19 protein-coding genes are annotated in these 20,997 nt (G+C 64.2%); 12 read left to right on the top strand and 7 right to left on the bottom strand.

The window, feature by feature from the left end:
- The 3 genes from EJI00_RS02080 to EJI00_RS02070 all read left to right on the top strand — a co-directional run.
- Nucleotides 1–570: hypothetical protein (locus EJI00_RS02080; RefSeq protein ID WP_221885018.1), on the top strand; the 570-nt coding region annotated here is incomplete at its 5' end.
- Nucleotides 567–2,240 (top strand): XVIPCD domain-containing protein, encoded by a 1,674-nt coding sequence (locus EJI00_RS02075; RefSeq protein ID WP_126745795.1) that lies wholly within the window; start codon nucleotides 567–569, stop codon nucleotides 2,238–2,240. The genes EJI00_RS02080 and EJI00_RS02075, both read left to right, overlap by 4 nt.
- Before the next feature lie 51 nt (nucleotides 2,241–2,291).
- Entirely contained in the window at nucleotides 2,292–3,029 is a 738-nt protein-coding gene (locus tag EJI00_RS02070; protein ID WP_126745794.1) for a hypothetical protein, read from the top strand.
- Between the two features lie 48 nt (nucleotides 3,030–3,077).
- On the opposite strand, the gene EJI00_RS02060 is transcribed toward EJI00_RS02070, so the two are convergent.
- Nucleotides 3,078–5,945: an aconitate hydratase gene (locus EJI00_RS02060; protein WP_126745793.1), complete on the bottom strand. Its 2,868-nt coding sequence runs from the start codon at nucleotides 5,943–5,945 to the stop codon at nucleotides 3,078–3,080.
- 163 nt (nucleotides 5,946–6,108) lie between these two features.
- On the bottom strand, nucleotides 6,109–6,522 hold the full coding sequence (locus EJI00_RS02055; protein ID WP_126745792.1) for a hypothetical protein: 414 nt from the start codon (nucleotides 6,520–6,522) through the stop codon (nucleotides 6,109–6,111).
- A gap of 132 nt (nucleotides 6,523–6,654) precedes the next feature.
- On the opposite strand from EJI00_RS02055, the gene EJI00_RS02050 reads away from it, so the two are divergent.
- Together EJI00_RS02050 and EJI00_RS02045 are read left to right on the top strand one after the other, a co-directional pair.
- Nucleotides 6,655–7,500: a helix-turn-helix domain-containing protein gene (locus tag EJI00_RS02050; RefSeq protein ID WP_126745791.1), complete on the top strand. Its 846-nt coding sequence runs from the start codon at nucleotides 6,655–6,657 to the stop codon at nucleotides 7,498–7,500.
- A gap of 197 nt (nucleotides 7,501–7,697) precedes the next feature.
- Nucleotides 7,698–8,567, top strand: a complete 870-nt coding sequence (locus EJI00_RS02045) for a hypothetical protein (protein ID WP_126745790.1) — start codon at nucleotides 7,698–7,700, stop codon at nucleotides 8,565–8,567.
- Nucleotides 8,568–8,648: 81 nt separating this feature from the next.
- Here the strand turns inward: EJI00_RS02045 and EJI00_RS02040 are convergent, their stop codons facing one another.
- The 5 genes from EJI00_RS02040 to EJI00_RS02020 form a co-directional block, all read right to left on the bottom strand.
- On the bottom strand, nucleotides 8,649–11,246 hold the full coding sequence (locus tag EJI00_RS02040; RefSeq protein WP_126745789.1) for a bifunctional aconitate hydratase 2/2-methylisocitrate dehydratase: 2,598 nt from the start codon (nucleotides 11,244–11,246) through the stop codon (nucleotides 8,649–8,651).
- 79 nt (nucleotides 11,247–11,325) lie between these two features.
- Nucleotides 11,326–11,877, bottom strand: a complete 552-nt coding sequence (locus tag EJI00_RS02035) for a hypothetical protein (RefSeq protein ID WP_126745788.1) — start codon at nucleotides 11,875–11,877, stop codon at nucleotides 11,326–11,328.
- A gap of 31 nt (nucleotides 11,878–11,908) precedes the next feature.
- Nucleotides 11,909–12,907, bottom strand: a complete 999-nt coding sequence (locus EJI00_RS02030; protein WP_126745787.1) for an HpcH/HpaI aldolase/citrate lyase family protein — start codon at nucleotides 12,905–12,907, stop codon at nucleotides 11,909–11,911.
- Nucleotides 12,904–13,689, bottom strand: a complete 786-nt coding sequence (gene tam, locus EJI00_RS02025; protein WP_126745786.1) for a trans-aconitate 2-methyltransferase — start codon at nucleotides 13,687–13,689, stop codon at nucleotides 12,904–12,906. The genes EJI00_RS02030 and tam overlap by 4 nt, the downstream gene beginning before the upstream one ends.
- 20 nt (nucleotides 13,690–13,709) lie before the next feature.
- Complete coding sequence (locus EJI00_RS02020; RefSeq protein ID WP_126745785.1) at nucleotides 13,710–14,696, bottom strand: malate dehydrogenase; 987 nt, start codon at nucleotides 14,694–14,696, stop codon at nucleotides 13,710–13,712.
- 185 nt (nucleotides 14,697–14,881) lie between these two features.
- On the opposite strand from EJI00_RS02020, the gene EJI00_RS02015 reads away from it, so the two are divergent.
- From EJI00_RS02015 to gltA, 7 genes are all read left to right on the top strand, one after another.
- Nucleotides 14,882–15,640 (top strand): GntR family transcriptional regulator, encoded by a 759-nt coding sequence (locus EJI00_RS02015; protein WP_126745784.1) that lies wholly within the window; start codon nucleotides 14,882–14,884, stop codon nucleotides 15,638–15,640.
- Nucleotides 15,641–15,863: 223 nt separating this feature from the next.
- Nucleotides 15,864–16,310, top strand: a complete 447-nt coding sequence (sdhC, locus tag EJI00_RS02010; protein WP_126745783.1) for a succinate dehydrogenase, cytochrome b556 subunit — start codon at nucleotides 15,864–15,866, stop codon at nucleotides 16,308–16,310.
- A gap of 13 nt (nucleotides 16,311–16,323) precedes the next feature.
- On the top strand, nucleotides 16,324–16,689 hold the full coding sequence (gene sdhD / locus EJI00_RS02005; RefSeq protein WP_126745782.1) for a succinate dehydrogenase, hydrophobic membrane anchor protein: 366 nt from the start codon (nucleotides 16,324–16,326) through the stop codon (nucleotides 16,687–16,689).
- 7 nt (nucleotides 16,690–16,696) lie between these two features.
- A complete protein-coding gene (gene sdhA / locus EJI00_RS02000) occupies nucleotides 16,697–18,505 on the top strand; it encodes a succinate dehydrogenase flavoprotein subunit (RefSeq protein ID WP_126745781.1) in 1,809 nt (602 codons plus the stop codon).
- A gap of 27 nt (nucleotides 18,506–18,532) precedes the next feature.
- Nucleotides 18,533–19,234: a succinate dehydrogenase iron-sulfur subunit gene (locus EJI00_RS01995; protein WP_055804283.1), complete on the top strand. Its 702-nt coding sequence runs from the start codon at nucleotides 18,533–18,535 to the stop codon at nucleotides 19,232–19,234.
- Between the two features lie 19 nt (nucleotides 19,235–19,253).
- The gene (locus tag EJI00_RS01990) at nucleotides 19,254–19,589 is read left to right on the top strand and encodes a succinate dehydrogenase assembly factor 2 (protein WP_126745780.1); all 336 of its coding nucleotides are present in this window, start codon (nucleotides 19,254–19,256) and stop codon (nucleotides 19,587–19,589) included.
- A gap of 23 nt (nucleotides 19,590–19,612) precedes the next feature.
- Nucleotides 19,613–20,923 (top strand): citrate synthase, encoded by a 1,311-nt coding sequence (gene gltA, locus EJI00_RS01985; protein WP_126745779.1) that lies wholly within the window; start codon nucleotides 19,613–19,615, stop codon nucleotides 20,921–20,923.
- Nucleotides 20,924–20,997: the final 74 nt, after the last annotated feature.

Below are 20,997 nucleotides of genomic sequence, written 5' to 3'. Positions count from 1 at the left end.
ATCACCACCATCGCCTGCGGCCAAGCCATGAAAAAGCCCGATATCAAGCTCAACCCGCATCCGAAGATGCGCTATGAAATCACGCTGACCATCGAGGACGCCCCGGGGCCGTTCGATGCCGTTGAAGGATTCTCTAGCTACCAAGTGTCGAATAACCGCTGCGTACCACTGCAACCCATCAGCGGAGCGCAGCACACACCCAGAAAATCCGTGCCGTTGAGCCTGACCCGCGTGAGTGACAAGCTCTACAAGGGCACGTTCTACGTCGACTACTTGCAGGACGAAAACTACTTCGGCCTGGGCGTATGTCAATGGTCGATGACGTTCGTCGGCTTCAGTCTGCAGATCGGGAACCTGGTATTTAGTCATTCCCTTGATCTCAACGAAGCCCTGGCGGGCAAGCCAGTGCCTAGGTTTTTCAACAACGGGTCTTACTTCAGCGAGTACGCCAAGTCGAAGAAGGACGACCACCCGCTTATCAGCAGTGGCAGGGAAAACCGGTCCGACTTTGGGCAAGACTCGAAGAACACTTTCTCGATGACGCTCACTGCCAAGGAGAAATTCCAATGACGATTAAGTCCACGGATTACGCATTGCTGGCAAAGGATTCGTACAACGATCCTGATCTCGACCCGAAGAAAAGAGAGATCACCCTTGACGGTGTCAAGTACAAAATCGTCGACCATGAAGACAAACCGACGACAGGCTTCCAGGCAACGGCCTACCAGCGGGTCGATACGGGCGAAGTTGTCATTGCATTTCGTGGCACCGAGTTTGATCGCGAGCCCGTGCACGACGGCGTCGTCGATGTCGGCATGGCGTTGGCGGGCGTCAATGCGCAAGCGGCCGATGCCGACGCTTTCACGGAAAGGGTGATGGAGAAAGCCAAGGCCGATGCACAAAAAAACAATCAACCCCTGAACGTCACCGTCACCGGTCACTCGCTGGGTGGCACGCTGGCCCAGCTGGAGGCGCACAAGTTAGGCCTCAAGGGCGAAACCTTCAACGCCTTCGGCGCCGCCGGGCTGGTGCATGGCGTTCCCAAGGGCGGCCACCAGGTCATCAATCACGTTCGCGCAGGCGATGCGGTGAGCGCGGCCAGTGCGCACTTTGGCGAGGTGCGGGTCTATGCGGTCCAGCAGGATATCAATACGCTGGGCAAGGCCGGGTACCGCGACGATGGCAGCATTGTGAGTGTGCGCAACCCCGCCAAGGCGACCGATTTCAGTGCGCATCGCGTCGACAACTTCGTGCCCAACAGCGAGACGCTGGGCCGCTCGATCATCTCGCGGGAGAACGAGGCGCGTTATGACGCCCATCACAGCATGATCGATCGCTACCGCGACGACGTACACAGTGCCCGTGTCACCCTATCCGCATCCACCCCTCTGCGCTCTGGGGTACAGGCTGGCCAGACGGTCGTTGCGGGTGCAAAGGCCGTTGGCCATGCGGCGGGGCAGGCCTACGATGCAACCAGCACTGCGGTTGTTTCGGGGGCGAAGACCGTCAGCCATGCGGCCGAAACGACGGGCAAGGCGATTGTTTCAGGCGCACAGGCCGCCGGTCGCGCAGCCGAGCGCACCTACGATGCCACCAGCACCGCTGTTGTTTCGGGTGCTAAGACCGTCGTCCACGCTGCCGAAAGGACTGGCAAGGCAGTCGTTTCGGGCGCGCAGGCGGCCAGCCAAGCGGCCGAGCGAACCTACGATGCCGCGCGCGAGCAGGTGATCACGGGCGCCCAGCGGGCAGAGCGGACGCTGGAGGAGACCGGTCAAAAAATTCACGAGGGCGCCTCCCGCGCGATGGACAAACTCACCCGTCCGTGGCTTCACAGCCAGACTGAGGCAGCCCCGCTCTTGAACCAGCCAGGGCACCCTGGCAATCGGCTGTACAAGCAGGCCTTGGCCGGCCTGGAGAAGATCAACGCCGAGCGCAGCATCCCTTCCGATCAACGCACCTGCAATGCCGCCGGCACGTTGGCCGCATCGGCGTGTGAATCCAGGTTCAGGCAGATCGATCATGTGGTGCTGAACGACAACGGCAGCAAACTCATTGCGGTGCAGGGCCCGCCGGGCGCCGCGCTGTCGAAGGTGATCGGCGTGGACACGACGGCAGCCCTGAACACACCCCTTGCGCAAAGCTCGCAGGCCTTCGCCGAGGCGCACAACCTGCAACAGAACCAGCAGTTCCAGCAGGTGAATCGGCCTGTACTAGCGCAAACCGGGCCCGTACTGGCTTGAGCTAGCGCTGTCAGTCATTCCAGCCCATTACGTTACCCAAGGGAATTTGAAGTGAAATCAAAAACACACATCAAGAGCATCGCTCTCGGAGTTCTTTTCAGTGTTTTCATGGCACCCCTTGCCGCATACGCGCAGGACAACATTGTCAGGGTGCAAACTCTCCAGGACGCGTGGCAGGTACGCCGCGCGGAGACGCGTGCATTCATCACGGCAATTGGTGACGCGAAAGCCACTCAGGCGCAGCATGCCAGCGCGCGGCGCGCCTTCGATGCGCGTTTGACTGCCGCCGAGAAGGGCGAACTGACGCCCATGGAGACCATGGAACTGTTTCAGGTCTTCTACATCCCAAAGGGGTTGCAGCAAAAGCCGCCGCGCTTCGACACAATGCTTCGAATCATTGCCGCGCAGGCCACGATGGGTTGGTACGACGCGTTGCGCTTCGCGGACGACAGTGGCCGGGCCGAGATCTCGAGCAACGAGGCCTTTTTTACGCTCGCCTTCGATAAGAACACTCGGGACTTTGTCCGGTTCATGAAGGAGCAGCCCGATCAGGCCGCCGCAGCGGTCAAGGCCGGCATCCAAGATGCCCGCGACAAGATCGCGGCCAAGCACATCAACTACGACCCGACCTGGCCGGCCTCCTATGGCATGTTGCGCATGCAATGCGCCATGACGAACGCCAAGACATGCGAGGGGCCCACGCCGCGCCCCGCTGGCGAATGGCCTGCGCTGCTCGATCAGGCCGCCCAGCGGGTCAGCACCGTCTACCGGGCCGCTAAAGGCGAGTGAATGACACCTGCTCCCGTCTTGTCGATCTGAAACCGGCGTCCTGCGCCATCAGTCGTTGAGCAACTGCCGCAGCACAAACGGCAGGATGCCGCCGTGCTTGTAGTAGTCCACCTCGATCGGCGTGTCGATGCGGAGGCGCACCGTCACTTCCTGGTGCGAGCCGTCGGCACGATGCACGACCAGCTTCACGTCCATCTGAGGCTTGAGTTCGCCGCCAATGACCACGTCGATCTTTTCGTCGCCCGTGAGGCCCAGCGTCTGCCATGAATCGGCGCCGCGGAACTGCAGCGGCAGCACGCCCATGCCGACCAGGTTGGCGCGGTGAATGCGCTCGAAGCTGCGCGCCACCACGGCCTTGATGCCCAGGAGCTGAGTGCCCTTGGCGGCCCAGTCGCGCGATGAGCCGGTGCCGTATTCTTCGCCGCCGAAGACCACCGTGGGAATGCCCTGCTCCATGTACTTCATGGCGGCGTCGTAGATGAACATCTTCTGGTTGCCGGGTTGGAACAGCGTGACGCCGCCCTCTTCCTGCGTGCCATTGATGTCCGGTGGAATCATCAGGTTTTTGATGCGCACGTTGGCGAAGGTGCCGCGCATCATCACGTCGTGGTTGCCGCGGCGCGAGCCGTAGCTGTTGAAGTCGGCCTTGGGCACGCCGTTCGCCTTGAGCCAGATGCCGGCGGGCGAGCTTTCCTTGATGGACCCGGCCGGCGAGATGTGGTCGGTGGTGATCGAGTCGCCGAAAAGCGCCATGATGCGCGCGCCCTTGAAGCCGGCGTCCGATGCATGCGGCTGCATCTTGAAGTCCGCGAAGAACGGCGGCTCGGCAATGTAGGTCGACGTGGGCCAGTCATAGACTTGGCCCGTGGTGCCCTGGATGCTGCTCCAGAACTTGCCCGGGTCGGTCTTGACCTTGTCGTAGTTCGCGCGGAACGACTTGGCGTTCATCGCGAAGCGAAGGTTCTCGTCGATTTCCTTCGGCGTGGGCCAGATGTCGCCCAGGTACACGTCCTTGCCGTTCTTGCCCTTGCCCACGGGCTCGGTCATCAGGTCGACCATCACGTTGCCGGCAATTGCAAAAGCCACCACCAGCGGCGGCGAGGCCAGGAAGTTGGCCTTCAGGTTCGGATGGATGCGCGCCTCGAAGTTGCGGTTGCCCGAAAGCACGGCCGCGCCGACCAGGTCGTTCTTGATGATGGCGTCGTTGATCTCGGGCGTGAGGTCGCCCGCGTTGCCGATGCAGGTGGTGCAACCGTAGCCGGCCAGGTAGAAGCCGAGCTTTTCGAGATACGGCAGCAGGCCGGCCTTCTCGAGGTATTCGGTCACGATGCGGGAGCCGGGCGCGAGCGAGGTCTTGACGTGCGGCTTGACCGTGAGGCCCGCCTCCACCGCCTTCTTGGCCAACAGCCCGGCCGCGAGCATCACGCTCGGGTTGGAGGTGTTGGTGCACGAGGTTATGGCCGCGATCAGCACGTCGCCGTTGCCGATGGTCACCCCGCCCTTGGGCGCGGCAGGCGCCGTGGCGTTCACATGGGCGGCGGCCTTGGTCGACCGATTGGCCACCATCTCGACCAGTTCGCGCGGCGCGCCGGGGGGCGGCGGCGCGGCTTCGTTGTCGTCGCCCTGGCCGCTCGTGGTCAGCGGATAGCGCAGCTTGAGCCGCTCGGCCGGCTGGTTGAATCCGTTGGCGTCGTTGGGCTTGCTGAAGAGCTCGGAGAACTTGGTGGACAGGTGGCCCAGGTCGATGCGGTCTTGCGGCCGCTTCGGACCCGCGAGGCTCGGCGATACGGTGCCCAGGTCGAGCTTGACGATCTTGGTGTAGTCGATGTCGCCTGGCGCCGGCATGCCGAAGAGGCCTTGCGCCTTGTAGTAGGCCTCGAAGCGCTCGACCTCTTCCTTGGTGCGACCGGTGCCTTCGAAGTAGGCGACCGTGGCTTCGTCGACCGGAAAGAAGCCCATGGTGGCACCGTACTCGGGCGCCATGTTGCCGATGGTGGCGCGGTCGGGCACGCCGATCGAAGCAGCGCCGGGTCCGAAGAATTCGACGAACTTACCCACCACCTTCTCGGCCCGCAGGATGGAGGTGACATACAGCACCAGGTCGGTGGCCGTCACACCTTCGCGCAGCTTGCCGGTGAGCTCGAAGCCCACCACGTCGGGCGTCAGCATGTACACCGGCTGACCCAGCATGGCGGCCTCGGCCTCGATGCCGCCCACGCCCCAGCCGACCACGCCAACGCCGTTGATCATGGTCGTGTGGCTGTCGGTACCGACCAGCGAATCGGGGTAGTACACCGGCACCTCGGCGTTGTCGCTCGAACTCTTGTAGACGCCGCGCGCAAAGTATTCAAGATTGACCTGGTGCACGATGCCGAAGCCTGGCGGCACCACGCGGAAGGTGTCGAAGGCTTGCATGCCCCATTTCATGAACTGGTAGCGCTCGTTGTTGCGCTGGAACTCCAGCTTCATGTTGAGGTCGAGCGCCTTCGGCGTGCCGTAGTAGTCGACCATCACCGAGTGGTCGACCACCAGGTCGACCGGCACCAGCGGCTCGATGGTCTTGGGCGACTTGCCGAGCTTGGCGGCCACGCTGCGCATGGCGGCCAGGTCGGCCAGGAGCGGCACGCCGGTGAAGTCCTGCAGCACCACGCGGGTGACGACGAAGGGGATTTCATCCACGCGGTCTGCGTTGGGTGCCCAATGCGCCAGTTCTTCGACATGCTTGGGCGACACCTTCTGCCCGTCGCAGTTGCGCAGCACCGACTCGAGCACGATGCGGATGGACACCGGCAGCCGGTTCACGGAGGGATATTGTTTGGCCAGCTCCTTCAGGGACCAGTATTTGCCCGATGCGCCGGACGGGGTCTTGAAGGTCTTGAGGGTGGACGCAAAGGCGTGCGCCGGTGCTTTGGCCATTGAGGAACTCCTGTTGGTTCGATCTGTTCGTGGAAGCACCTCAAAGATAGCAGGGATCGATGTCAGTTGTTGTAGTCGGTCTTCCCTGCAATGCCCCCGAGGTGCCACGTTCCTCATGGCCGCAAATGCCGGGTAAATGGGTGTTGCCGGCATCCGCTCTCGCTCAGGCCAGGGCCATGTTCGCGCTGCCGCGGGTCCGGCGCAGGCCCGTCCATTGCAACTCGGCCAGCACCACCACGCACAGCGCCTGCGCCAGCACCCAGGCCATGCCCAACGCAGTGACCGCGAGCAGGCCGCTCATCAGCAGCGCCACGCAGGCCACGGCCCAGCCGAAGTTGCCGACCACCACCAGCCCGATGAGCGTGCGAGGCGGTGTGCGACGGGTGGCCATGAAGGCCGCGGCTGCCGCATATGCCAGCAGGAATACGCCAGTCCCCATGAGCAGCGGTGCCGGCAGGCCGGTCAGCCGCGACAGCGCATCGGTGAACGCCACCTGCATTGCGCCGGTGGCGGCGCATGAAGCGGCGTCGGCCCACATGACATTGGGGAGGAAACGGGGGGACGCAAAGACGGACATGAGAATCTCCTTCGGGTGGTACGCCGCAAGCCTGTCCTGCCGCGTTGGACCCAATGATTTCGAAAGGCGGGCACAGCGTCGATAACCTCGGAGGTCATGGCGCGCCGGCGCCCTCGCGCCAGAATGCGGGCCATGAACATTCCCCGCACTCATTCGTCCAAGGCCGGCCAACCCGGCGCGCGCGACCCGTTCGGCGCGCATCTTCGGCACTGGCGCACGCATCGCCGGCTGAGCCAACTCGACCTCGCGCAAGAGGCAGAGGTTTCAACCCGGCACCTGAGCTATGTGGAAACCGGCCGCGCCGCGCCCAGCCGCGAGATGGTGCTGCGCCTGGCCGAACGATTGGAAGTGCCGCTGCGCGAGCGCAACGCCCTGCTGGTGGCAGCGGGCTTCGCGCCGATGTACCGGCAGCGCTCGCTCGACGACCCTGCCCTGGCCTCGGCGCGTCGCGCCGTGGACCTGGTGCTGAAGGGCCACGAGCCGTTTCCCGCCCTCGCGGTCGACCGCCACTGGAACCTGGTGGCGCACAACGCGCTGGTGCCGATGCTCATGGCCGGCGCGGCGCCGGAACTGGTTCAAGCCCCGATCAATGTGCTGCGCCTGAGCCTGCACCCCGAGGGCCTGGCCTCGCGCATCGCCAACCTTGCGCAGTGGCGCGCCCATCTGCTCGAACGTCTGCAGCAGCAGATTGCCGCGACAGGTGATGCCGTGCTGCAGGCGCTGCACGACGAGCTCGAGGCCTACCCCACGCCCAGCGTGAGCCATGACGCGCCGGCCGCCAACACCGAACTGTCAGGCGTCGTGGTGCCCTTTCAGCTGGTCACGCCCAACGGCGTGCTGAGCTTCATCAGCACTACCACCATCTTCGGCACGCCAGTGGACGTCACGCTGCAGGAGCTGGCGGTGGAGTCGTTCTTTCCGGCCGATGCGCAGACGGCCGCGGCGCTGACCGCGCTGGCGGCCCAACCTGCTGGCTGAACTGTGCATGCGTCAGGTCGCGCAGGCTGCCGCGCGAGTCGCGGTAAAAGCTCATTCTTGAGCAGGAGTGCCGGCTTCACCCGCCGGCCGAAGCCCCCCCCTGCTCGACGGCAACGAGCGCAGGGCCGGCCGGTCCCTAGAATCGCCGCACCCAGTCAGGACGGCTGGTGCAGCGCCCCCCCTCAATGGAACCCGACATGCTCCAAGCCTCTGAATTGCGCCAGTTCTTCCCCGTGATCGTAACGCCGAGCCATGACGGCAAGTTCTTCCAGAACTACGTCGTCTCGATGATGAACTTCGCCATCGAGGCCGAGCGCGCGGGAATGCATCTCCAGGTGCTGTTCCACCAGGGCGAAAGCCTGGTGACCCGTGCGCGAAACAACTGCGTGGCCCAGTTCCTGGCCAACCCGCAATGGACGCATCTGTTCTGGATCGATGCCGACATCGGGTTCTCGGCCGAGGCCGCCTTCCGGCTGCTGCGTTCGGGCTACGACATTGCAGCCGGCGTGTACCCCCTCAAGCGCGAAAACTGGCCTGCGGAGGGCGTGGCCGAAGGCACCACGCGCCAGCGGTTCGACGCCACCTTCACGCGCTACACGGTCAATGCCAAGGCGTCGTCTTCGTCCGGGGCCGGTGCGCAAATCGACCTCGAAGTGCAGCCGGACGGCTTCATGAAGATGACCGAAGCACCGACCGGCTTCATGGCCATCAAGCGCAGCGTGTTCGAACGGCTCATCGCGAGCTACCCCGATCTCAACTACGTGCCCGACAGCATCGGCGAAGCCGATCTTGGCCTGCACTACCGCTTCTTCGATGTGATGGTCGATCCCGAGACCCGCCGCTATCTCTCCGAGGACTATGGCTTCTGCCGCCTGTGGTCGGGCCTGGGCGAATCGATCTACATCGACGCCAATTCCAACCTGACCCACCAAGGGGCCAAGACCTACGGCGGCGACTTCGCGACATCCCTGCTGACCTCGTTGCCCCATGCAGTGGGCGGTCCGCTCGGCTCGACCATGGTGCTGACCGGCCAGGAATACCTGAAGCCGAACCCGCCGCCGCTTTGATTCAGCAGCAGCCTACGAACAGCGCACATGAAAAAGCCCCGCCGAAGCGGGGCTTTTTCAAGAGCGGGAGCTCTGCGCCGATCAGGCCGCGACCACGGCAGCAGCCGCTTCGGTCTTGTACTCGTCGAGCTTGTCGAAGTTGAGGTACTGGTAGATCTGGGCGCTCGATGCGTCGAGCACGCCCGTTGCGGCCATGTACTCCTCGCGCGTCGGAATGCGGCCAAGGCGCGAGCAGATGGCGGCCAGTTCCGCCGAGCCAAGGTACACGTTGGTGTTCTTGCCGAGGCGGTTCGGGAAGTTGCGGGTGCTGGTCGACATGACCGTCGCGCCCTCGCGCACCTGTGCCTGGTTGCCCATGCACAGCGAGCAGCCCGGCATTTCGGTGCGCGCACCGGCATTGCCGAACACGCCGTAGTGGCCTTCCTCGGTGAGCTGGTGTGCGTCCATCTTGGTGGGCGGTGCAATCCACAGCTTGACCGGGATGTCGCGCTTGCCTTCGAGCAGCTTCGAGGCAGCGCGGAAGTGGCCGATATTGGTCATGCACGAGCCGATGAACACCTCGTCGATTTGCGCGCCGGCCACGTCGGACAGCGTCTTCACGTCGTCCGGGTCGTTCGGGCAAGCCACGATCGGCTCATGGATGTCGGCCAGGTCGATCTCGATGACGGCCGCATAGTCGGCGTCGTCGTCGCCCTTGAGCAGCTGCGGGTCCTTGAGCCAGGCTTCCTGCGCGGCGATGCGGCGTGCCAGCGTGCGGGCGTCGGCATAGCCTTCGGCGATCATCCACTTCATCAGCGTGATGTTGCTGTTGATGTACTCGATGATCGGTTCCTTGTTCAGGTGCACCGTGCAGCCGGCGGCCGAGCGTTCGGCCGAGGCGTCGCTCAGTTCGAAGGCCTGTTCCACCTTCAGGTCAGGCAGGCCTTCGATTTCGAGGATGCGGCCCGAGAAGATGTTCTTCTTGCCCTTCTTCTCGACCGTGAGCAGGCCGCTCTTGATGGCGTACAGCGGAATGGCGTTGACCAGGTCGCGCAGCGTGACGCCGGGCTGCATCTTGCCCTTGAAGCGCACGAGCACCGACTCGGGCATGTCCAGCGGCATCACGCCGGTGGCGGCCGCGAAGGCCACGAGGCCGGAGCCGGCCGGGAAGCTGATGCCGATGGGGAAGCGGGTGTGGCTGTCGCCGCCCGTGCCCACGGTGTCGGGCGTGAGCAGGCGGTTGAGCCAGCTGTGGATCACGCCGTCGCCCGGGCGCAGCGACACGCCGCCGCGCGTGCTGATGAAGTCGGGCAGCTCGTGATGCATCTTCACGTCCACCTTCTTGGGGTAAGCCGCGGTGTGGCAGAACGACTGCATCACGAGGTCGGCCGAGAAGCCCAGGCAGGCCAGGTCTTTCAGCTCGTCGCGCGTCATCGGGCCGGTGGTGTCCTGCGAGCCGACCGAGGTCATCTTGGGTTCGCAGTACGTACCCGGGCGAACGCCCTGGCCTTCAGGCAGGCCGCAGGCGCGCCCGACCATCTTCTGTGCAAGCGAGAAGCCCTTCTTGGTGTCGACCGGGCTTTGCGGCAGGCGGAACAGCGTGGAAGCCGGCAGGCCCAGCGCTTCGCGCGCCTTGGACGTGAGGCCGCGGCCGATGATCAGCGGAATGCGGCCGCCGGCGCGCACTTCGTCGAACAGCACATCGCTCTTCACCTTGAATTCGGCAATGACCTTGCCGTCCTTCAGTGCCTTGCCTTCGTAGGGGCGCAGCTCGACCACGTCGCCGGTGTCCATCTGGCTCACGTCGAGCTCGATGGGCAGCGCGCCTGCGTCTTCCATGGTGTTGTAGAAGATCGGGGCGATCTTGGTGCCCAGGCACACGCCGCCGAAGCGCTTGTTGGGGATGAACGGAATGTCGTCGCCGGTGAACCAGAGCACCGAGTTGGTGGCCGACTTGCGGCTGGAACCCGTGCCGACCACGTCGCCCACGTAGGCGACCTGGTGGCCCTTCTGCTTCAGCGACTCGATGAACTTGACCGGACCGCGCTTGCCGTCTTCTTCCGGCTCGAAAGCCGTGCCTTCGCGCTTGTTCTTGAGCATGGCCAGCGCGTGCATGGGGATGTCCGGGCGCGTGGTGGCGTCGGGCGCGGGCGACAGGTCGTCGGTGTTGGTTTCGCCGGGCACCTTGAAGACCGTGATGGTCAGGCTTTGCGGCACTTCGGGCCGGCTGGTGAACCATTCGGCATCGGCCCAGCTTTGCAGCACGCCCTTGGCGTTGGCGTTGCCCTTGTCGGCCTTTTCCTTGACGTCGTGGAACTGGTCGAACATCAACAGGGTTTTCTTCAGGCCCTCGGCCGCCACGGCGCCCACTTCGGCGTCGTCGAGCAGGTCGATCATCGGGCTGATGTTGTAGCCGCCGAGCATGGTGCCGAGCAATTCGGTGGCGCGAGCGCGCGAGATGAACGCGTTCTTCTCGGTACCGTGGGCCACGGCCGCCAGGTAGCTCGCCTTGACCTTGGCCGCGTCGTCGACGCCGGCGGGCACGCGATAGGCGAGCAGATCGAGCAGGAAGGCACCGTCCTTGGCATTCGCGCTCTTGAGGAGCTCGATGGCTTCGGCGGTTTGCTTCGCGCTCAATGGCAGCGGCGGAATACCGAGCGCGGCGCGTTCGGCAACATGGTCAACGTAGGCTTGCAACATCTTCTTTTCTCCGGAAACTGGGCTGTCGGGCGTGCAGTGCGGCAAGCAAGAGCCGCGCCGCACCCCTGGTTCGGTACTCTTACTTCTTGGCCGCGTCAGCGCCTTCGAACAGGCTCTTGGGCGGGTTCTTCTTCATTTCTTCGGCAAACGCGACCTGCTCCGCCGTCTGGCATTCGTCGGCAATGCGCAGGCCTGCCTTTTGGTTCATCAGCATCGACTTGTTGCCCAGCTGCAGCCACATGGCGCCTGCGCGGGGGTCTTCGAGGCGGATGGCGCCGGTGCGGCTTTCGACCGGGTGCATGCGGTACTTCAGGCCCTTGGTCGACACGTTGAAGAAGCCGGGCTTCTTCTCATCGGCGGCCACGGTCACGTCGGCGCCGAGTTCGCATTGCGCCTTGCCGAGCGACACGCGCTTGGCGACTTCGAGGTCGGCGTCGGTCAGCACGATGTTGGTTTCACCGGCGATGGGCGTTACTTCTTCCACAGCCTTGGCGGCCTTGCGGGTGACCTGCTTCTTGGGGGGGGCCTTCTTGGCTTCAGCCTTGGCGGCCGGCTTGGCAGGGGTGGTTTGCGCCGTGGCGGCAAACGGGAGCGCCAGGGCCAGGGCTGCGATCAGAGCAATTTTCTTCATGGGTGTTTCCTTGAGGCTGGATTCGTAAGTTTCAGGAGGCCGCGAGTGCAAACCAGGCTTTTGCCGCTGGAGGCAACGCGCGCCCTGTTGCGTGGGCACGCGTCAGCACTTGCCAAAAATGGCGATAGCTCGCGCGGTCGTGCAATGTGCCATCAATTTGTGTCGGCGCCCAATCCGCGAGTGCGGCATTTGTAATGATTTCTACGGCAATCTGAATCTGGGCCTCGTCCGGCGCAAACGCTTCGAGGATCGGCCGGATCTGGTTAGGGTGGATGCTCCACATGCGCGTGTAGCCGAATTCGGAGGCTGCCTTGCGGGCCGCCGTGCGCATGGCGCCCGTGTTGTTGAACTCGGTGACCACGCAGTGCGAAGGCACCTTGCCGTAGGCGTGCGCAGCGGACGCGATGGCGAGTTTGGCGCGCACCACCAGCGGATGCGTGAACTGGCCGGCGGCCCCCATGCCATCGGCCGGAATGGCGCCCGCATGCGCGGAAACGAAATCCATCAGGCCGAAACTCAGCGATTGCACGCGCGGATGCGCGGCGATTTCGAATGCGTTGTGCACCGCCAGCGGCGATTCGATGAGCACGTGCAGCGGCAGCGCATCGGCGTCGGCTGCCTCGAGCGCCGCCACGGCCTGCGCCACGTCGGCCACGGATTCGACCTTGGGCACCATCAGGTGGCTCAGCCGGTGGCCGGCACGCCCGGCAATGGTGATCACGTCGCCGGCGAAGGCCGGGTGATCGACCGGATGAACGCGCACGCCGACTCGCATGCCCGGCTTTGCGGCAAGTGCCAGTTCGGTGACGAGCGCGGCATGCTCGGCCTCGCCGCCGACCGGGGCGCCGTCTTCGCAGTCAAGGGTGACGTCGAACACGCAGGCGCCGAACTCCTCGGCCATTTCGGCCTGGAGCGCGAGGCTCTTCTTCATGCGCGCTTCGACCCCGCTGTAGTGGTCGCACACAGGCAGCGTCACGGCGCCGGCTTGCGCGCCGAGCAGCACTTCAGCGGGATGGACCGGGTTCGTCATGCCTTTTTCTGCGCCACGATGAACATGCGCGGAAAGGCAAGCAGCCGCTTGCCGTCGGTGCGGGCGGGATAGGCCTGGTCGACACGGCGCTCGTATTCGGCGAGATAGCTTGCGCGCAGCTCATCCGGCAACCGGTCGACGAAAGGCTTCAGCCCCGTGCCGCGCACCCATTCGACAATGGCTGCGGCGTCGGCCATGGGGTGCTGGTAGATGGTGTGCCACACATCGACCTTGGCCGATTCGGGCGCCAGCAGGTCGTAGTAGCCGCCGAGCGGCAGCAGCAGCGTGCGCATGCGGTCGGCGTCGCCAATGGGCTCGGCCCACGGCGCCTCGGAGGCCACGGCGCGCATGAGGCGGTGCGTGGGCTCCTGGCGGTTGTCAGGCATCTGGATGGCGAGCACGCCGCCCGGCGCCAGCGCAGCAAAGAGGCGCGGGATCAGCGCTTCGTGATCCGGCACCCACTGCAGGGCTGCGTTGGCGTAAATGAGGTCGGGCGCTTGGTCTAGGTCTTGCGGCGCCCAGGTCGCGATGTCGCTCAACTCGAAGCTCGCTTGCGGCAGGCGCTCGCGCGCGCTGGCCAGCATGGCTTCGGAGTTGTCGGTCCCGACGACACGCGCCTTCGGGAACCGGTGAAACAGCAGCTCGGTGGAATTGCCCGGTCCGCAGCCGAGGTCGACCACATGGGCCGCCTCGGACAGCGGCACCCGCGCCAGGAGCTCCTGTGCGGGCCGGGTGCGCTCGTCCTCGTAGCGACGGTAGAGCGCGGGGTTCCAGTCGAGCATGCCGATGCTGCGATTTGCGATTACAGGAGGTGAGCGACGCCCGCCTGTTCGCCCTGCAGCTCTTCCAGGGTCTTGTTGATGCGTTCCTGGCTGAACGCGTCGATTTCCAGGCCTTCGACCAGCTTGTATTCGCCGTTCTCGCAGGTCACGGGGAAGCCGAACATCGTGTCCTTCGGAATGCCGTATTGGCCGTCCGACGGAATGCCCATGGTGACCCACTTGCCATTGGTGCCCAGGGCCCAGTCGCGCATGTGGTCGATGGCGGCGTTGGCGGCCGAGGCGGCCGACGACAGGCCGCGTGCTTCGATGATGGCCGCGCCGCGCTTGCCGACGGTCGGCAGGAAGGTGTTGGCGTTCCATTCCTGGTCGTTGATCATCTTGGCGACGCTTTCGCCGTTGATGGTGGCAAAGCGGTAGTCGGCGTACATCGTGGGCGAATGGTTGCCCCACACGACGAGCTTTTCTATGTCGGCCACGGGCTTGCCCGTCTTGGCGGCGATCTGGCTGGCGGCGCGGTTGTGGTCCAGGCGCAGCATGGCGGTGAAGTTCTTGCGCGGCAGGTCGGGCGCGCTCTTCATCGCGATGTAGGCGTTGGTGTTGGCGGGGTTGCCGACCACCAGCACCTTCACGTTGCGGCTGGCAACGGCGTTCAGCGCCTTGCCCTGTGCCGTGAAGATGGCGCCGTTGACGGCCAGCAGTTCGGCACGTTCCATACCCGGGCCACGCGGACGCGAGCCGACCAGCAGGGCGTAGTCGGCATCCTTGAAGGCGGTCATCGGGTCGCCGTGGGCTTCCATGCCGTCCAGCAGCGGGAAGGCGCAGTCGTCGAGTTCCATCATCACGCCCTTGAGCGCCTTCTGGGCCTTCTCGTCGGGGATTTCGAGCAATTGCAGGATGACCGGCTGGTCCTTGCCGAGCATTTCGCCGGAAGCGATACGGAACAACAGGGCGTAACCGATTTGACCGGCGGCACCGGTGACGGCAACGCGGACGGGTTTTTTGCTCATGGGAAGACTCCAGAAGATGGTGAAAACGGTGTCGGCGGGCGCGCGTGGCGCCGGTGTCCTGCAGGGCGGAAATCCTTCCCGCGGCGCAGGCCGGCCCGCATTTTAAGCCGAATCGACGCAAGCCGTCTTATGTCTTATATAAGATATGCTCGGAGGTTCCGCCACGGCGCACCCCCACCGCTGCCATGAATGCCCCCACCGTCCTTGAAGAATCTGCGACGCCATCCTTCAGTCCGCTCTATCAGCAGATCAAGACTTTGATCCTGCAGAGCCTGCAGGCCGGCGAGTGGAAGCCGGGCGAGCCGATTCCGAGCGAAATGGACCTTGCGGTGCGGTACCGCGTGAGCCAGGGCACGGTGCGCAAGGCCATCGACGAGCTGGCGGCCGAAAATCTGGTGGTGCGGCGCCAGGGCAAGGGCACCTTCGTTGCCACGCATGCCGAGCAGCACGTGCAGTACCGTTTTCTCAAGCTCGTGCCCGATGTAGGCACGCCGAGCACCGAAGGCCCGGCCGAGCGCACCATCGTCGATTGCCGCCGCCAGCGCGCCTCGGCCGACGTGGCGCGCGCATTGGGCTTGCGCACGGGCGATGCCGTACTGCAGGTGCGGCGCGTGCTCGCCTACGCGGGCGTGCCGACCATTCTCGAAGACCTCTGGCTCCCCGGGGCGCCGTTCAAGGGCCTTACGGCCGAGCGGCTGCGGGCCTGGCCGGGCCCGATGTACGCGATGTTCGAAACCGAATTCGGCGTGCGCATGGTGCGCGCCGAAGAAAAAATTCGCGCGGTGCTGCCCGATGCGGAGCAGGCGGCGCTGCTCGACGTGTCGCTGCAGATGCCTTTGCTCAGCGTAGAGCGCCTGGCCCACACCTATCACGACATGCCGATGGAACTGCGTCGCGGCCTCTATCGCACCGACACGCACCACTACCGCAATCAGCTCGGCTGAGATCGCGTCAAATGAAACCACGACCGACCCGCATCGCAGCATCGGCACCCCGTGCGCAGCACGCTCCGAAGTCAATAGCATCCGACTGCAGCGCTGCGCCGACAAGAGCACCTCCGCCATGCAATGGTGCATTGCAATAGAATTTTGCGTTGTTTGCATTCCGCAGAAGAAACAAAGCGTTCGCTATCAGAACAAGCCACCAAGCCACGAAAGCCTCCCCCCAATGACAGAGCTTGCAACCCCTCCCCGGCCGCCGCGCCGCGAATTCCGGAACATCAATGCCTTCACCGATCTCACGACCTACCGCTTGCCGCCGGCCGGCATCGTGTCGATCCTGCACCGCGTGAGCGGCGTCCTCATGTTCCTGCTGCTGCCGTTCATCATCTGGATGTTCGACACCTCGCTCTCGTCCGACTATTCGTTCGCCAGGTTCAAGGCCGCCTTCAACAGCGGCCTTGGTTTCGTTCCGGGCTGGTTCTTCAAGCTGGTCGCGCTCGCGCTGATCTGGGCCTACCTGCACCACTTCATCGCCGGCCTGCGCCACCTCTGGATGGACGTGAGCCACGCCGCCGTCACCAAGGAGTTCGGCCAGAGTTCGGCCCTGGTCACGCTGGCCCTGAGCGTTCTGCTCACCGTGGTGCTCGGCGCCAAGTTGTTCGGCCTGTACTGAGAAGGAGCCAACCATGTCTGTGAATTACGGCTCCAAGCGCATCGTCGTCGGCGCACATTACGGTTTGCGCGACTGGCTCAGCCAGCGCATCACGGGCGGCCTGATGGCGCTCTTCACGATCATCCTGCTCGCGCAACTGATCTTCACGCGTGGCCCTCTCGGCTACGACCTCTGGGCCGGCATCTTCGCCGCGCAGTGGATGAAGGTGCTGACCTTCTCCGTGATTGTTTCCCTGCTCTATCACGTGTGGGTTGGCATGCGCGACGTGTGGATGGACTACATCCAGCCCGTCGGCATTCGCCTCGCCCTGCAAATTTTCACCATCGTCTGGCTTGTCGGTTGTGCGGGTTGGGCCATTCAAGTGCTTTGGAAGATCTGACCCCACCATGACCTACACAAAAGAACAAATCACCAAGCGCAAGTTCGACGTCGTGATCGTCGGCGCCGGCGGCTCCGGCATGCGCGCTTCGCTGCAACTGGCGCGCGCCGGCCTGAACGTGGCGGTGCTCTCCAAGGTGTTCCCCACCCGTTCGCACACGGTCGCCGCGCAAGGCGGCGTGGGCGCATCGCTCGGCAACATGAGCGAGGACAACTGGCACTATCACTTCTACGACACGATCAAGGGCTCCGACTGGCTCGGCGACCAGGACGCGATCGAATTCATGTGCCGTGAAGCACCGAAGGTCGTCTACGAACTCGAACACTTCGGCATGCCGTTCGACCGCAACCCCGACGGCACGATCTACCAGCGGCCGTTCGGCGGCCACACGGCCAACTACGGCGAAAAGCCCGTGCAGCGCGCCTGCGCCGCAGCCGACCGCACCGGCCACGCCATGCTGCACACGCTCTACCAGAAGAACGTCGAGGCGCGCACCCAGTTCTTCGTCGAGTGGATGGCACTCGACCTGATCCGCGACGCCGAAGGCGATGTGGTCGGCGTGACCGCGCTCGAAATGGAAACCGGCGACCTGCACATCCTGCAAGCCAAGACCGTGCTGCTGGCCACCGGCGGCGCGGGCCGCATCTTCCAGGCTTCGACCAACGCCTTCATCAACACCGGCGACGGCCTGGGCATGGCCGCGCGATCGGGCATTCCGCTGCAGGACATGGAGTTCTGGCAGTTCCACCCGACCGGCGTGGCCGGTGCCGGCGTGCTGCTGACCGAGGGCTGCCGCGGCGAAGGCGCCATCCTGCTCAACAGCAACGGCGAACGCTTCATGGAGCGCTATGCGCCCACGCTGAAAGACCTGGCACCGCGCGACTTCGTTTCGCGCTCGATGGACCAGGAAATCAAGGAAGGCCGCGGCTGCGGTCCCAACAAGGACTACGTGCTGCTGAAGCTCGACCACCTCGGTGCCGAGACCATCCACAAGCGCCTGCCTTCGGTGTACGAAATCGGCGTGAATTTCGCCAACGTCGACATCACCAAGGAGCCGATTCCCGTGGTGCCAACCATCCACTACCAGATGGGCGGCATTCCGACCAACATCAATGGCCAGGTCGTGGTCCAGCAGGGCGAGCAGAACAGCGCCGTGGTGAACGGCCTCTATGCCGTGGGCGAATGCTCCTGCGTGAGCGTGCACGGCGCCAACCGCCTGGGCACCAACTCGCTGCTCGACCTGCTGGTGTTCGGCCGCGCGGCCGGCAACCACATCGTCGAGTTCAACGACAAGCTGAAAGAGCACAAGCCGCTGCCGGCCGATGCCGCCGACCGCACGCTGGAGCGCCTGAACCGGCTCGAAGCCGCCACCGACGGCGAATACGCGCAGGACGTGGCCGGTGAAATCCGCTCGGTCATGCAGCAGCACGCCGCCGTGTTCCGCAAGCAAGCCTCGATGGACGAAGGCGTGGTCAAGATCGCCGCCGTGCGCGAGCGCGTCAACGCCATCGGCCTGAAGGACAAGTCCAAGGTGTTCAACACCGCGCGCATCGAAGCGCTTGAAGTCGACAACCTGATCGAAGTGGCGCAAGCCACCATGGTTTCGGCGGCCGCCCGCAAGGAATGCCGCGGCGCGCACACGGTGGAAGACTACGAGCGTCCGTCGGACGACCCGGTTGCACCGCTCGGCCGCGACGACGCCAACTGGATGAAGCACACCCTCTGGTACAGCGAAGGCAACCGCCTCTCCTACAAGCCGGTCAACCTCAAGCCGCTGACGGTCGACTCCGTTCCTCCCAAGGTCCGTACGTTCTAAACAAGAACAACATCACAAGGTTTCACGATGAAGCGCACATTCCAGATCTACCGCTACGACCCGGACAAGGACGCCAAGCCCTACATGCAGACCATCGAGATCGAACTCGACGGCCATGAGCGCATGCTGCTCGACGCCCTGATGAAGCTCAAGGCGCAAGATCCCACGCTGTCGTTCCGCCGCTCGTGCCGCGAAGGCGTCTGCGGTTCCGACGCGATGAACATCAACGGCAAGAACGGCCTCGCCTGCCTGACCAACATGCTCACGCTCAAGGGCACGATCGTGTTGAAGCCGCTGCCGGGCCTGCCGGTCATCCGCGACCTGATCGTGGACATGACGCAGTTCTTCAAGCAGTACAACTCCATCAAGCCATACCTGCAGAACGACAACGTGCCGCCCGAGAAGGAGCGCCTGCAGTCGCCGGAAGAGCGCGACGAGCTCAACGGCCTGTACGAGTGCATTCTGTGCGCGAGCTGCTCCACGAGCTGCCCGAGCTTCTGGTGGAACCCCGACAAGTTCGTGGGTCCGGCCGGCCTGCTGCAGGCCTACCGCTTCATCGCCGACAGCCGCGACGAAGCCACCGCCGAGCGCCTGGACAACCTCGAAGACCCGTATCGCCTGTTCCGCTGCCACACGATCATGAACTGTGTGGACGTGTGCCCGAAGAACCTGAACCCGACGAAGGCGATCGGCAAGATCAAGGAACTGATGGTGCGTCGCGCCATCTGATTCTTTGCCGAGAGAAACCATGCAAACCGCCGCCGAACTCGCACAGCCTCTCAGCGAACGAGCGCTGAGCAAGCTGAAATGGCGCTGCCGGCGCGGTCTGCTCGAGAACGACCTGTTCATCGCGCGCTTCTTCGAGCGGCACGAGTCGCACATGACCGTCGGCCAGGCGGGAGCGATGGAGACATTGATGGACCTGTCGGACAACGACCTCCTCGATCTTCTGCTGCGAAGAAAGGAGCCCGAGCCCGCATGGGCCGGGGCCGAGGTGGTCGAGTTGCTCCAGTTGATGCGCACCGACGGCGCGCAGCGTCCCTCCACCTCTGTTCCCGCCTCCGTTTCCTCTTCGCCTTCCTGAATACTCTCTGAAAGAAACCCGAAATGAAAGCTTCCGATACCAAGGCCACGCTGTCGTTCAGCAACGGCGGCGACAGCGTCGAACTGCCGATCTACAAGGGCACCGTGGGCCCGGACGTGATCGACATCCGCAAGCTGTATGCACAGACCGGCATGTTCACCTATGACCCGGGTTTCATGTCGACCGCCGCATGCCAGTCGGCCATCACGTACATCGACGGCGACAAGGGCGAACTGCTGTACCGCGGCTACCCCATCGAGCAGCTTGCCACCAACTGCGACTTCCTCGAGACCTGCCACCTGCTGCTCTACGGAGAGCTGCCCGACCAGGCCAAGAAGACCAACTTCACGAAGCTCGTGACCAACCACACGATGGTCAACGAGCAGATGCAGTTCTTCCTGCGCGGTTTCCGCCGCGATGCGCACCCGATGGCCATCATGACCGGCCTGGTGGGCGCGCTGTCGGCCTTCTATCACGACAGCACGGACATCAACAATCCCGAGCACCGCGAGATCGCCGCGATCCGCCTGATCGCGAAGATGCCCACGCTCGTGGCCATGGCCTACAAGTACACGATCGGCCAGCCGTACATGTACCCGAAGAACGACCTGAGCTACGCGGGCAACTTCCTGCACATGATGTTTGCCACGCCGTGCGAAGAGTACAAGGTGAACCCGGTGCTAGAGCGCGCGCTCGACCGCATCTTCATCCTGCACGCAGACCACGAGCAGAACGCCTCGACCTCGACCGTGCGCCTGTGCGGTTCGTCGGGCACCAACCCCTTCGCGGCCATCGCGGCCGGCGTGGCCTGCCTCTGGGGCCCGGCGCACGGCGGTGCCAACGAAGCGGCGCTCAACATGCTGTACGACATCCAGAAGGAAGGCGGCGTGGAGAAGATCGGCGAGTTCATCAAGAAGGTGAAGGACAAGAACTCGAACGTCAAGCTCATGGGCTTTGGCCACCGCGTGTACAAGAACTACGACCCGCGCGCCAAGCTGATGCAGGAAACCTGCAACGAAGTGCTGACCGAACTGGGCCTGGAAAACGATCCGCTCTTCAAGCTGGCCAAGGAACTGGAAAAGATCGCCCTCGAAGACGAATACTTCGTCTCGCGCAAGCTCTATCCGAACGTCGACTTCTATTCGGGTATCGTGCAGCGCGCCATCGGCATTCCGGTGCCGCTGTTCACCGCAATCTTCGCGCTGGCCCGCACGGTCGGCTGGATTGCCCAGTTGAACGAAATGATCGGCGACCCCGAGTACAAGATCGGCCGCCCGCGCCAGCTGTTCGAAGGCTCGCCCAAGCGCGACGTGCAACCCATCGGCAAGCGCTGAAGGCGCACCGGCGCTCACCGCGGAAAGCTGCCTTCGGGCAGCTTTTTTGCGTCTTGGCTGACAGGATTCGCAGC

The sequence above is a fragment of the Variovorax sp. DXTD-1 genome, from assembly GCF_003984625.1.
Lineage (GTDB): Bacteria > Pseudomonadota > Gammaproteobacteria > Burkholderiales > Burkholderiaceae_C > Variovorax.
The sequence above is the reverse complement of the archived record's forward strand: the minus strand, read 5'-3'. Positions and strand labels throughout refer to the sequence as shown.

Coding starts and splice junctions, on each gene's coding strand:
- EJI00_RS02075 (WP_126745795.1), top strand. CDS start 567: ATGACGATTAAGTCCACGGATTACGCATTGCTGGCAAAGGATTCGTAC.
- EJI00_RS02060 (WP_126745793.1), bottom strand. CDS start 5,945: ATGGCCAAAGCACCGGCGCACGCCTTTGCGTCCACCCTCAAGACCTTC.
- EJI00_RS02055 (WP_126745792.1), bottom strand. CDS start 6,522: ATGTCCGTCTTTGCGTCCCCCCGTTTCCTCCCCAATGTCATGTGGGCC.
- EJI00_RS02050 (WP_126745791.1), top strand. CDS start 6,655: ATGAACATTCCCCGCACTCATTCGTCCAAGGCCGGCCAACCCGGCGCG.
- EJI00_RS02045 (WP_126745790.1), top strand. CDS start 7,698: ATGCTCCAAGCCTCTGAATTGCGCCAGTTCTTCCCCGTGATCGTAACG.
- EJI00_RS02040 (WP_126745789.1), bottom strand. CDS start 11,246: ATGTTGCAAGCCTACGTTGACCATGTTGCCGAACGCGCCGCGCTCGGT.
- EJI00_RS02035 (WP_126745788.1), bottom strand. CDS start 11,877: ATGAAGAAAATTGCTCTGATCGCAGCCCTGGCCCTGGCGCTCCCGTTT.
- EJI00_RS02030 (WP_126745787.1), bottom strand. CDS start 12,907: ATGACGAACCCGGTCCATCCCGCTGAAGTGCTGCTCGGCGCGCAAGCC.
- tam (WP_126745786.1), bottom strand. CDS start 13,689: ATGCTCGACTGGAACCCCGCGCTCTACCGTCGCTACGAGGACGAGCGC.
- EJI00_RS02020 (WP_126745785.1), bottom strand. CDS start 14,696: ATGAGCAAAAAACCCGTCCGCGTTGCCGTCACCGGTGCCGCCGGTCAA.
- EJI00_RS02015 (WP_126745784.1), top strand. CDS start 14,882: ATGAATGCCCCCACCGTCCTTGAAGAATCTGCGACGCCATCCTTCAGT.
- sdhC (WP_126745783.1), top strand. CDS start 15,864: ATGACAGAGCTTGCAACCCCTCCCCGGCCGCCGCGCCGCGAATTCCGG.
- sdhD (WP_126745782.1), top strand. CDS start 16,324: ATGTCTGTGAATTACGGCTCCAAGCGCATCGTCGTCGGCGCACATTAC.
- sdhA (WP_126745781.1), top strand. CDS start 16,697: ATGACCTACACAAAAGAACAAATCACCAAGCGCAAGTTCGACGTCGTG.
- EJI00_RS01995 (WP_055804283.1), top strand. CDS start 18,533: ATGAAGCGCACATTCCAGATCTACCGCTACGACCCGGACAAGGACGCC.
- EJI00_RS01990 (WP_126745780.1), top strand. CDS start 19,254: ATGCAAACCGCCGCCGAACTCGCACAGCCTCTCAGCGAACGAGCGCTG.
- gltA (WP_126745779.1), top strand. CDS start 19,613: ATGAAAGCTTCCGATACCAAGGCCACGCTGTCGTTCAGCAACGGCGGC.